Annotated in this window: 10 protein-coding genes; 7 read left to right on the top strand and 3 right to left on the bottom strand. The window is 59.8% G+C overall.

Translation table 11 applies throughout. The annotated features are described in order from the left end of the window. The first annotated feature begins 224 nt into the window (after window positions 1–224). The 6 genes from VN887_10770 to VN887_10745 all read left to right on the top strand — a co-directional run bounded on the left by VN887_10770 (window position 225) and on the right by VN887_10745 (window position 7,712). Window positions 225–1,802 carry a PQQ-binding-like beta-propeller repeat protein gene (locus tag VN887_10770; protein HXT40491.1) on the top strand — a complete coding sequence of 526 codons (1,578 nt, stop codon included), beginning with the start codon at window positions 225–227 and terminating at the stop codon, window positions 1,800–1,802. Next, on the top strand, window positions 1,799–2,980 hold the full coding sequence (locus VN887_10765) for a hypothetical protein (protein HXT40490.1): 1,182 nt from the start codon (window positions 1,799–1,801) through the stop codon (window positions 2,978–2,980). Before VN887_10770 ends, VN887_10765 begins: the two co-directional genes overlap by 4 nt. Window positions 2,981–3,076: 96 nt before the next feature. Further along, a complete protein-coding gene (locus VN887_10760; GenBank protein HXT40489.1) occupies window positions 3,077–4,111 on the top strand; it encodes a sugar phosphate isomerase/epimerase in 1,035 nt (344 codons plus the stop codon). Window positions 4,112–4,266: 155 nt separating this feature from the next. After that, window positions 4,267–5,619 (top strand): DUF1501 domain-containing protein, encoded by a 1,353-nt coding sequence (locus tag VN887_10755; GenBank protein ID HXT40488.1) that lies wholly within the window; start codon window positions 4,267–4,269, stop codon window positions 5,617–5,619. 253 nt (window positions 5,620–5,872) lie between these two features. Then, window positions 5,873–6,289, top strand: a complete 417-nt coding sequence (locus VN887_10750) for a DUF488 family protein (GenBank protein HXT40487.1) — start codon at window positions 5,873–5,875, stop codon at window positions 6,287–6,289. A 289-nt stretch (window positions 6,290–6,578) separates the two neighbouring features. Next, on the top strand, window positions 6,579–7,712 hold the full coding sequence (locus VN887_10745) for a phospholipase D-like domain-containing protein (protein ID HXT40486.1): 1,134 nt from the start codon (window positions 6,579–6,581) through the stop codon (window positions 7,710–7,712). A gap of 35 nt (window positions 7,713–7,747) precedes the next feature. On the opposite strand, the gene VN887_10740 is transcribed toward VN887_10745, so the two are convergent. The 3 genes from VN887_10740 to VN887_10730 all read right to left on the bottom strand — a co-directional run bounded on the left by VN887_10740 (window position 7,748) and on the right by VN887_10730 (window position 11,771). After that, window positions 7,748–9,448: an iron ABC transporter permease gene (locus tag VN887_10740; protein ID HXT40485.1), complete on the bottom strand. Its 1,701-nt coding sequence runs from the start codon at window positions 9,446–9,448 to the stop codon at window positions 7,748–7,750. A 175-nt stretch (window positions 9,449–9,623) separates the two neighbouring features. Continuing rightward, window positions 9,624–10,805 (bottom strand): TIGR03118 family protein, encoded by a 1,182-nt coding sequence (locus VN887_10735; protein ID HXT40484.1) that lies wholly within the window; start codon window positions 10,803–10,805, stop codon window positions 9,624–9,626. A gap of 351 nt (window positions 10,806–11,156) precedes the next feature. After that, window positions 11,157–11,771 (bottom strand): hypothetical protein, encoded by a 615-nt coding sequence (locus VN887_10730; GenBank protein HXT40483.1) that lies wholly within the window; start codon window positions 11,769–11,771, stop codon window positions 11,157–11,159. A 534-nt stretch (window positions 11,772–12,305) separates the two neighbouring features. Here VN887_10730 and VN887_10725 point away from each other — a divergent pair. Next, a partial coding sequence (locus VN887_10725; protein HXT40482.1) for a gfo/Idh/MocA family oxidoreductase occupies window positions 12,306–12,431 on the top strand: 126 nt, incomplete at its 3' end.

The following is a 12,431-nucleotide window of genomic DNA, read 5'->3' as shown; positions in this document are numbered from 1 at the left end:
TGCCGGAATTGATTCAGGCAATCATCTCGCGTCCCGTGCCGGTGAACAAGAACAAGTTCTTCGGTCACCGCCTCACGAGCCGCGATGCCCGGCGAGTATGTCGGGGGAATGCCCACCATCAACTGTGGAGATTTGCCATTGTTGAGGTGCGATTAACAACGGTGCAACTGCGTCGAGACGGTCAGTCTTGCGGCCCGTTGGCACGAACGGCTACAACTTCGGGCGTGAAGCCACGTGCGACCTCGCGCCCTGTTGTTGCCTTGATGGTCGCGTTGGGAATCATCGGAGGTGACGGTGCTTCTGGCGCCGACTGGCCGCAGCTTCAACGCGACGCAATGCGTACCGGGCGGACTTCCGATTCAGTGGCCCCTCCCTACCGCGCCCGATGGATTTGGTGCGGACCCAGCCTGACGTTGCGCAACCGAGACAGCCAGTCTGGCTGGACCCATGATCTGCGCGCGCGCGAGGGTTATTCTTATCCGTTGCCGGCGACCGTCGATTTCACTCTTGCGAACTCGGTACAACCCGTCGTGGCTGGAGGCAGGGTCTTCGTCGGTTCGCTGGAGGGTACCGCTTACGCCATAGACGCGAACGACGGAGCGACACTCTGGTCGGCTTCATTGCCGGGCGGGACGTCGGTCGCAGGAGCGGTTGTCGGGGATGTGGTCGTATTTGTCACGTTGTCGGGCGCAATTCAGGGCCTTGAAGTAACCAGTGGCGAATCTCGCTGGACGATTCAGGCCCGCAAATCGATCACGAGCGCTCCCTGCGCGGTGGGAAACTCGGTGTTCGTAGCCGGCCAGGATCGGCATGTTCGTGCCATTGACGCGCGCAGCGGGAAGCAGCTTTGGAGTTCAGCGAAGCTGGGTGCTCCAATTCAGGGAGGACTCGCGGCAGATGGAGAAAGCGTGTTCGTTGGGGCGGAGGACATGACGGTTTACGCGCTGCGCCAGGGCGACGGCGGCATTCGTGCCACGAACCGGGTGCATGGCCAGAGCTTTAGATTGACGCATCCGGTGGTGCATGACGATTTCGTATTCTTCACGAGCGGAATGACGCCGATGATGGGCAGCGAATACATCAATGATCCGATGCTCGCCGATGCGAAGGACCTCGTGGACGAGGATGAAATCTATGCCCGTTGGTTGGCGGGCGACTCGAACGGCGGACGCTGGCCGAGTGCCTCGGTGGATTTCCAGCACCTGTTTGCGCTGCGTACGTCCGACCTGACATCGCCGTTTCTGATTCCGTGCGGGCCCAGCGAAGGAGTCGGCCTGCCGCCGGATCCGCCCGCCGTGGACAACTCCGGGAACGTGCTGTGCTGGTGGCCGACGAAGTTCCCCAAATTCACCAAGGTTGGCGCATTCGGCATGAAGTACTCGATGGACATTTGCGGCGTGAATGCAAGCAACGGCCGCCGTGTTCCCATTGACAACGGACGGCTCTCGAATATGTGGCCGGGACCGGAATCGGACAACCTTTACGCAATGAGCGTGGGTGGTGATTACCTTTGGCTTCGCCAGGCGTTTCGTGGCACACAGAACATCCGGCTGAGTGACACCCAACATCATCACGTCTCGGCGCGGGTCCGCCACGAAGACGGCGGTAATTTCGGAGCCGATGTCGTTTACTTTAACCGGCCTGCGCTACAAACAGCAACGCCGAACGCCGTGGTTGAAGAAGGGTCCGGCACGGTCGTATCGCAAAGCAACTTTGAAGGCCGCACCGCGGCGGTCATCGCCGGCGACCATGTTTATTTCGCCGAACGCTTCTGCGTCTCCGCCCTCGAGCACGAGCCATGAGAATTTGCGCGACATTCACGCGGGCGGTTGTTGTCATGCTGGGTTGCTGGCTGCCGCCCGCGTCGCGCGGTCTGGCGCAAGAAATCGACTTCGACCGTTACGCGTGGGAGTTTCCGGTGGTTGGCAACATCAAAGGGGCCGACGACCTGGTGCAGGAGCTTCGGGAGGAAATTCAGGCCGTCCTCGACGCAGGGCATCTGGCGCCGTTGAACTGTCGCTACGGGGACCTGATGCCATCGCCGGTGGAATCGCATTTCGTGTATCAGGAACCCGGCCGCATCATCACCACGCTGGCCTGGGCCTACCCGCACCTCGATGCCGGACAACAAGCCGCCGTCCGCCGCTACGTCGCAGCCGAGCTGGAAGACCGCCGCTTCGCTCCCTGGGGCGAGTATCCCATGCCACACGACGTTGGCGCGAGACGGGAACTGCATCCGATGGATCGCGTGTGGGGCGCGGACGTGAAGTTTGGCATGAACCGCCCTGCGTTGCACACGCTCTACGGTCTGTGGCTCTACGGATTCAGGAGCGGCGACCGGGCCCTGGTTCAGTCCAGGTGGCCCGAGATCCGCATGGCCTACACGCGACGGGCCAGCCAGGGCAATTTGTATGGAACGATGGGCGCGCATATTGCGATGGCGCGCCTTGCCGAGAAATTTCACGACGCTGAAATTCGCGGGGAGGCATTGGGCAATTTGAGCGCGCAGCTCCAGGCCGGGACGAACTTTGCCACCGTTGAAAACCTCTGCCGGTCCGGTTATTACCGTGAATATTACACGCCGCGCACCGCAAACGCCCGCGCACTCTATCATGGCGAAATGTTCCTGAATATTTCGCCGGAGATTGGACGTTACCTGCACGACCACGTTCATGACGCGGCGCTTCGGCGACATGAAGAGGGCAAACGACGATTCCCTCTTTGGTGGCTGGTGCAGGCGCCCTACTTCTGCCGCTGGACCGGCGATGAAAGCGTTGGACTGTCCCCGGAAGCCGTCGGCATGATTGCTCCCTTGGAGCGATGGCTGGTTCTGGCCGACGCCGCCACATTGCGCGGCTACACGCGAAGCGTTCCCACGGGAAAAGGCGATTGCTACTGGCTCGAAATGCTGGTCCAGGCCATCGAGGCCCACGGGACGTTGCAGTGGACCGACGTGAGAAATGACCTCCCGGCCAGGTGAGGTGGAGCGATTCCGGGTGAAACGCGGTTTGGTCCGGACACCCGGTCATGGAAAATACGCTTTCCTCCCGCCTGCGGCGGCCTAAATTTGCCGATTATGAGCCATCACGAAAAGCAATCATCGGACCTGACCCCGAGCGTCCGGAACAAACGACCGTCCACGGTCTCGCTGGCCTGTACCCGGCGCGAGTTCGCCAAACTGTCTTTGGCGACTCTGACCGGTGCGGCCTGGGAATCCGTCATGGGCCGGCTCTACGCCGCTCAATCGACGGCAATCGGCGCGGCGAAACCGGACTCGAAGGTGGCCGGCGTCCAACTCGGCTTGAACGTACCCTACAGCTTCGCCGAGCCGCTTATGAGCGGGGATGACATCCTCAAAAACTGCCTTCGGCTCGGCCTCAGCGCCGTCGAATTGCGAACCCAGCCCGTGGAAGCGTATCTGGGTGTGCCAATGGACCTCATCCGTCCGAAAAAGACCCAGGACTCTGGCAGCGCGGCAGCAAACGCCGAACAACTGGCGCAATGGCGCAAGACCGCGCCGATGAGTCGCGTCGCGGAGTTCCGGAAAAAGTATGAAGCCGCGGGCGTGCGCATCGAGATCGTCAAGGTGGACGGGATATTCAAGATGACCGACGACGAACTCGATTACGTCTTCGCGCTGGCCAGGGCGCTGGGCGGACGGGCCATTTCGACCGAGATCTCAACCCTGGACGAAGAACTTCAACGCCTCGGGCGGTTTGCTGACGCGCATCAGTTGATGGTCGGTTATCACGGCCACGCCACCACGAAACCCGAGCACTGGGAGCGGGCGTTTTCCTTCGCGAAACATAACGGCGCGAACGTGGACCTTGGACACTTCGTCGCCGGCAACAATATCTCTCCGGTCCCGTTCATCACCAAAAATCACGACCGCATTACCCACGTGCATCTCAAAGACCGGAAAATGCACGACGGTCCCAACACACCATTTGGTGAAGGGGACACTCCGGTTGTGGAAGTGCTTCGCTTGATCCGGGACAACCATTGGAACATCCAGGGCACGATCGAGTTTGAATACAAGATTCCACCGGGTTCGGATCGCATGACCGAAATTGCGCGCGCCATCAAATTTTGTCGGGAAGCGCTGGCCTGACAATGACCCGGATGTGGACGAACAGTCCGTGAAGCCGGCAGGGCCGAGTCGGAACCCGTCAAACGAACAACAAGGCCTCACCAGACAACACGGGCGCTTTTTTTGATGACTTCTTGTTGTCCGGATTCCGGTCAGGGGGTATGCTCTCTGCGGCCATGCTGACCTTTTTCCACGGTGGTCCTGAGCAGTTCTGCGACGGTCTCTCGCGCCGCAGTTTTCTAAAAGCCGGGAGTCTGGCGTTGGGTGGGCTGGCGCTGCCGGACTTACTGCGTCTCCAGGCACAAGGCGCCGTGACTCCCGGGGGCCGCGGAAAATCGGTCATTATGATTTGCCTCGGCGGCGGACCCAGCCATGTGGACACTTACGACCTGAAGCCGGACGCGCCATCGGAGATCCGGGGAGAGTTCCGGCCGATCAAGACCAACGTGCCGGGCATGGAAATCAGCGAATTGCTGCCGCGACAGGCGAGGATCGCGGACAAGTTCGCAGTGGTGCGGAGCGCGACGTGGCAGGAACCGGACCACCAACGGATCGAAATATTCACCGGCTTTCCCAAACGGGACCGCCGACCCTCGTTCGGATCGTATGTCAGCCGTCTGGCTCCGCGGCCCAACCTCGAGCTGCCAAAATTTGTAAGCCTTAAGGGGGATGACCAGGAGATCGCAGAAGCGGAGCAACCGCTCTGGGTCGGCGCGCAGCACCGCGCCTTCGTGCCCGACAACCGCGGATTGCGGACCCTGGAGTTGAACCGGCAGGTGGACTTGTCGCGGTTGAAGAGCCGAAAAGAACTGCTTACCCAGTTGGACACGCTGCGGCGAGACGTGGATGCCAGCGGCGAAATGAAGGCATTCGACGCTTTCACGGGACAGGCTTTGGACATGTTGACGAGTGGCCGGACACGCCGGGCGTTCGACCTGAGCGACGAGAAGGCCGAGACGTTGGATCGTTACCGGTCCGGCGGCAATAAATTCATGTATTCCCATTCACCAAGCCCGGTGGCCTGGGACTGGGAAGCGTTCGTGCGGGCGCGCCGTCTCGTAGAGGCCGGGGTGCCGTTTGTCTCAATGCAGGTGGGCCTGTGGGATCACCATTGCGCGGATGGCCTGCCCACGATCTTCGAATCATACCGCTCGCTTCTGCCACTTTATGACAACTGCCTGTCCGCGCTGATCACCGACCTGCACGAGCGCGGTCTGCACGAGGACGTGTGCGTGGTCGTGTGGGGCGAGTTCGGGCGCACGCCCCGGCTCAATAAATTCGGCGGACGCGATCACTGGCCGGCTGCCGGCTGCGTGCTGTTCGCAGGCGGCGGGCTGAAGATGGGACAATTCGTCGGTGCCACCAATTCTGGCGGCGAGTATCCTGTCACCCGTCCTTACACTCCCCAGAACATTCTGGCCACGCTCTACCATGTGCTGGGCATCGATCCCTCGGCGACACTTCCCGACCACAATGGCCGTCCGCAGTACCTGCTGGACGACCGTGACCCGGTGAAGGAACTGATTTGAAGCCGGTCAGGTTGACAAATTCGCGCGGTCGGTGGAATCAGACCGGCAACCCCGAATTCTTAGCGCGGGCAATGCGGCGAACGGGTAACTCAACAATTTGTCAGTGCTGTTCAGAGGGTCGATTTTCAGACATTGTTCTGGACGATAATGAATCAATCGTTTGTCGGTGTTGAAAAAGCCAGCGGTGGCCGCGCCACACCGCAAGCTTTCCGTCCATCGGTCCTGAACCGGGTTTTCGACCACGACCTGTGATATGCCCGCCCCGAAATCAATCCTGAAGGTCCGCACCAAATCGGTGCACTCGCCGATTGAGCCGCAAACAGACGGCCTGCGCATCCTGGCCAGCCGACTTCGCGGTCGGGGGCTGCCTCCGAATCGTTACGATGTGTGGATGGCCAATCTCGGCCCGAGCGAACGGCTGCTTCGCCAGTTCCAGTCCGGCGCCGTCACATGGGCCGAGTTCAGCCGTCGTTATCGCGCGGAACTGTTTGAAGGCGGTGGAGTTGACCTGCGAAACAAGACAATCAGGAATCACGGCCAGAAGTTTACTCTCCGTCTGCTCCAGGAATTGGCCCGACGCCAGCCGATGACATTGCTTTGTCACTGCCCCGAGGACGAGCCTCATTGCCACCGGCACGTCCTCAGACTGCTTTTGGAGGGGAAAATCTGACATGGCGGGCAAGGTTTGCGGAGTCGCGACGTCTGTGACCGGCGGTTTCACAGGCGCCGCGCGCACAACATCGAATCAACCAAAACCAGGACGGATCGCGAACCAACGCGCCAAACGGTCCTCCGAAAAGACGTCACCGCCAAAATTCATGACGCACAGACGATAAATGGAGAAGAGATCGCGTCCATTTGCTCGCTTCAAATAAGCGTGCGCAAATCTTGTCCCGCTCCGACCAAGGATTGTTTAGCCACCGATTGCAATTCCCAACCGGCCCGGTACTCTCGCGACCATGTCATCGTCCGAAGCCATCGGGTTTCGCTGGTTGCGCACCGGTGACGATGCCTTCGCCGCAATGTTGGCGGCCATTTCCGCCGCCCGCAGTTTCCTTAAACTGGAGATGTACATTTTCAGTTCCGGGCGATTAGGCCAGAGTTTTCGAGACGAACTGGTGCGCGCCGCCCGACGTGGCGTCCGGGTGCAGGCCCTCGTTGACGCGTTCGGGTCGATCACACTGACGGACAGTTTCTGGGAGCCACTGCGAAAGGCCGGCGGCGACATGCGCTGGTTCAATCCGATCGCGCTCAAGCGCTTCAACATCCGCAACCATCGCAAGCTGCTGGTGTGCGACGAAGAGTCGGCCATCATCGGCGGCTTCAACATCGCGCCCGAGTGGCAGGGCGACGGGATCACGCGCGGCTGGCGCGATCTCGGCCTGCAAGTCACCGGCCCGCTCGCGCAGGAACTGTCCGCCTCCTTCGATGACATGTTCGCCCGCGCCGATTTCAAACACAAACGCTTCATCCGTCTGCGCAGGAGGCCCGTTCGACAAAATACGTCGGAGCCCGCGGGGCAATTGTTGTTGAGCGGGCCGGGCCGCGGCCGGAGCCCGATCAAGCTGGCATTGCGAAGAGACCTGGTTCACGCGCGGACCGTACAAATCGTCGCGGCCTATTTTCTGCCACCCTTGCGGTTGCGCCGCGCGCTCATGCATGTGGCGCGGCGCGGCGGCCGCGTGCAGTTGATCCTGCCCGGCAAATCCGACGTGCCGCTGATGCAACTGGCCGCACGCAGCCTCTTTCAGCGACTGCTCCGCGCGGGCGTGGAAATTTATGAATACGAACCGCAAATTCTCCACACGAAGCTGGTCGTCGTGGACGGTGTCGCCTACGCAGGCTCGTCGAACCTCGACACGCGCAGCCTGAACATAAATTATGAACTGCTCGTGCGCCTGACCGCCGAACAAACCGTGACCGAAGCGCGGGACATTTTCGCGGACCATCTCTCGCGCTCACGGCAGGTGCACCGAATGCTGTGGCGAAAGTCGCGCACGCTCTGGAACAAATTCAAGGAACGCTGGGCCTACTTTTTTTTCGCTCGACTCGATCCTTACGTGGCGCGCTGGCAGCTTAAGGCGATGCGATGACGCGGGGGCGACAAGACGCCCGCGCCGGCCTGCCTTCATGCGCGGAACAGTTGGCCCATTTTCCGGCCGAGAATCCTCGCAGCCACAAGCAAACTGGCGCTCAGGATGACCATGCCGACGACACCAAGCGCGCACGCGACGCTGGGAGCGTTGGGATCAACCCGCCCCATCACCTGCCAGATCATTTTCGTGATCGGAAAGAATTTTTCACGCATCGCCAGAATGAGTCCGTCGCTCACCTCCAGCATGGCGAAGGAAAACGTGAGGATCGTCCCGGCCACAAGATTTGCCATCACCAGCGGCAGGGTGATCTTGCACAGGGTCCGTAACGGCGACGCGCCAAGGTTTGCCGACGCTTCTTCGAGGGTGATGCTGGTTTGCTGGAAGCCGGCGTACGCGGAGCGGACGATGTAGGGCAGCCGTCGCACACTGTAACTGACGACGAGGAGCAAAGACGGATTGTTGCGCGGATTGAGCCAGGAAATCCTGAAGTCAAATCCGGCCACATAGCCAAACGCCAGCACGAGTCCGGGCAGAGCCAACGGAAGCATCGCCAGTGCGTCCAGCAATCCGGCAAACGGAATCCGTTTGCGAGTCAGCAGCCAGGCGATCACCACACCGAGCGCCAGATCGAGCAGGGCGCTGAAGCTCGAATAAAGCAGGCTGTTCCTGATGCTCGATGCTGTCAGTCCGTGGCCAAAGACCTCGGAATAGTTCGCGGAGGTCCACTTTGCCGGCAAGATGGATAGAAACCAGTTTTCTGAGAACGACTGAACGATGACCGTCAAGTGGGGCAACAGTGCGATACCGATAACCCCCAGCATCACAGACCAAACGACAACCGTCTGCCGAGGAGTCGCCCGCGCTTCGGCTCCCGCCGTGTGCCCTCGGGCCATCATCTCGTAATGCCGCCCGGAAAGGGACCGTTTGCTGACGAAAAAGAGCGCCAGGGTCAGCGCGAGCACGAAGACCACGAGTGCGTAGCCCATGGGGTTTGTGTTGAGGTCGTTGACCGCGTCAAAAATCTGCACCGGCACCACACGGGAAAAGCCGAAGATCAACGGTGTCCCCAGATCGGTGAACGCCCAGATGAACACGATGACCGCGCCGGCGAAATAACCCGGCAGGATCAACGGCAGCGTGACCGTCCTGAACAATCGCCAGCCGCGCGCGCCGAGATTTTGCGCCGACTCGCGCAGCGAGGGATCCACGTTCGCCATCGCGGCCGAGACATTGAGAAACATGATGGGGTAGAGATTCATCACCTGGAGGATGACGATCCCCCAAAAGCCACCCTGCCCCAGCCAGTCAATCGGCTTGTCGGGCGCCAACAGGCCGAGCTTCATCAGGAACAGGTTGAGCGAGCCGAACCGGGCCAGCAGTTGCGACAGTCCAATCGCACCCACAAATGGCGGCATAATCATGGGGATCAACAGCAGCCCGCTGAGGAGCGCTTTTCCCCGAAAGGTCAGCCGCGTCATCCAATGCGCCAAGGGAAGCGCCACGAGTGTCGTCGTCACTGTCGTCAGGAACGCAATGACAAAACTGTTAAAGATCGATTCACGCTCCAGCGGGCTTTTCAACACAAGCGCGAAGTATTCGAGACTGAATCTGCCGCCGCTGACGAACGCCCCCTTTAACATGAAGCTGACGGGATAGAACAGGAACGCCGCGAAGAACATCAACAGAAATGCGAGAAGGAGCCCCGTGAAAAAACTCGGTGCCTGTTTCGTCATGCGCGGCCGCGACCTTAACCGTCCGGCCTGTCTTTGTCAGCCTCCGTACAGAAACCCGGCGTGACGGCGGTTTGTTCGCGTTTATCACCAAACCTTCACCGTCACGCCGATGTCCAACCCACGACGACCCGACGTTTTAGACTTCCACCGAGCCGTATCCCCTCGGCGAAGAATTCTAATCTCCGTGGCGAAACCGTTGCGCGGGCACGATCAAGCCGAGCAATCCGTGCTCCTCGCCACCCGGCCCGGCGGTAAAATAAAGAGCGTTGCCACCCCGATCGTCATCATCTTCATCGTCACGGACGGAATTGGCGTCGTGGCCGAAGCGCAATGCCCACAATCCTTCGATCTGGATCGGCGTACCATGAACGTCCGCAAGCTGACCGAGGAACGCTCCGTTGCGGAGACTGTAGGCATTGATACGCCCGTCGCCGAAATTGCCGACCAGTAGCGTATCGCGAAACCTGCCAAAACTCCGCGGTGCGACAGCGAGTCCCCACGGTGAGTCAAGCCTGCCGTGCGAAGCGAAGCGCCGAACGAGGCGACCGTCCGGCCGGAAAATGTCCACGAAACCATTGCCCGGCCCCGCCTCGTCGTCTTCATTGTCGGGACCGAGTTGCTTGGCGAACGTGACAAACAGCCAGCCGGCGATGTTTTGAACGTTGAACGGAGCGAAGCCGGCGTCCACGGTCGAATCCGTGAAGGAACCGACCCAGTGAAAGGAACTGTCAAACATGTCCACTTTACCGTTGTGAAAGTCCGTCGCATAAAGCATCGCGCCCGCGCGTGTCCGCGCCAGGGCGATGCCCTTGTAAACGGCGTTGGAAGCGGAGTTGTCCGCGACGACGGCCGCGCTGGCCGGGTCCACGTTGGCATTCCAACCAAGAATCTTTCCTGATTCAGTGGCGAACAGCAACGAGGCCGGACGCGAGTTTGTCCCGTCGCCGATCAGGAAATCGTCCGCGAAATGATTGATGACAAGACCAGTGGGATCATCATCCACCTGGATCGACATTCGGCCGGGTTGCCCACCCGGGCCATAAAATGCCGCCTGGCCCGCGTGATTTTCCGCCACAATGAGACTCCCTCTTGGACCGATCCCGAGACCCCATGGATTCAACAGATTCGTATCCGTGTTCAGGGCCGGTCCGGAAATGTCGGCGACCAGATTGATCTGTATGTAGCCGTGCGCCAATCCGGTCAGTGGAAACGGTGACCTCCGGCCACCATCATCGCCGCCTTCATCCTCGCCGTGATCGGCGAGAGCCGCGGCGCCCATTGCCAATAATCCCATGGGCAATATCGCGGTGAGCACCAATTTCCAAAAATCCGACGTGCATCGAAACAACGTTTTCATGCTGACAGACTCCTTTCCGACTGTTCAATTGGTTGAAGTTTCATCCGACCAGGCTTCCACGAGCAGACGAAGCAAAACAATTCCGCCGAGGGAATTTCGCCCGTCATGCGGTCCGGCGGACGGTGAAATCGTCACACCGGTCTGCTTCGTCTGTCCGTGTAATTACGATGCTTCTGGCTCGCTTTGGTTCCGCACTTTAATTGGTCACACACCCAAGGAGAAAGGTGCCCCGCGGATTACGCGAAGGCAACGGCGATGAAACCATCGATAGACTCGTGCGAAAAAAATCGAAGAAGGAAGGCGGGGCGGTTAAGCCAACACGGGCGGCGAAAAATCAGTTTCTGCAGGAACTCAATGGCTCCGGCGGAGGCTGAAAAGCTGCGAGTAAGTCTGATGCGTAGGAACAGTCGGTGCGCTGACCAGTCCCGTCCTCGCTCCGAAGACGTCGGCCGCACCTGTGTTGAGGCCGTCGTCCGCGGCCCGAACAGACAATTTAGAGCGGCTGCCGGGCTCCAACGTCGCCATCACGAAACGTCGGCAATCTTCGTGTGTCCGGTTAAGCACGCCGCGACACCAGAGCCAGAAGGATAAAAATCCGATGGCGCAAATCACGGATGCCAGACCGAGGCCGGAAAAGATTTTCACCACGATGTGCGACGAGTTTTGGAAGAACTCAGGAATCAGCACGGCCGAATAACAGATGCCGCAGCAGGAAAAGGCCGCCAACAGACTGACGAGCCACAAGGCACGCCAGGCGCATAGTTCGTCCCGCTCCGCTTGTTGCATTTTTTCCTGCAACAGGGACCGCCCTTCCGCGTCGCCGTGAAGTATAAGCGCCTTCAGAAAGACTGAATGTTTCTTGCGTTTGCTCATGTTCTGTTCGATCTGCATCCTAGCTCGTTCCATACCAGCATGGCGATCGCGCTGGTCTTTTCGCGTTTTGTAGCGCGGATTGCGTACTTTCATCTCAAACATCCGGATTTTCCCGCTTACATCGGGGCGCACAGTGGCCGGGTTCTGACAAACGCGAAACACCATTTCGCAGAGTGGCCAGAAACGGGACAAGCAGAACTGCGTTGTCTATCAACCACACAAGCATCTGCACCACCCGCTTAAAATCGGAGCGCCGGCGCGAGCGCGACAACACACGTCCCCCTTCCCAGCCCGATGGAGAGGCAACGCACACGGGGAGAGTTGGCAGTTTATCGCACAAAATTCTTCTTCAGCTTTTCATCCCGAACCTTGGTGCTTCCTGCGAAACACTCCCTCTTTGAAGCCAGCGTGCCCGGGCTGGCAGATTCGCGCCTTGCTGAAGGCATCCCGGCTGATCGCCAGCGATTTTTTTATCGGTGGTGCGTGTTGATTTGAACGCGCGACCCGACACGGAACGGGCTTGATTCTTGATCTCCAAGCAAAAACTGACCGGCAAAATCCCGACCGCGTTCAGCTTGTCTATTGCTCACGAGACGGCTATGATTCGGACCACACACAACAACGGACGTGGACCTGAAGATTCATTCCCGCTTGCCTCACCGAAAAGACTTTCGTATCGGCATACTTGGCGCCGGATTCATCGTCAATGACTGCCATCTTGTCGCCTATCGCAAAGCGGGGTTCAATCCCGTG

The sequence above is a fragment of the Candidatus Angelobacter sp. genome (assembly GCA_035607015.1).
In the GTDB taxonomy this organism is placed as follows: Bacteria; Verrucomicrobiota; Verrucomicrobiia; order Limisphaerales; family AV2; genus AV2.
Note: the sequence above shows the minus strand (reverse complement) of the source record. Positions and strands in the feature narration are given on the sequence as shown.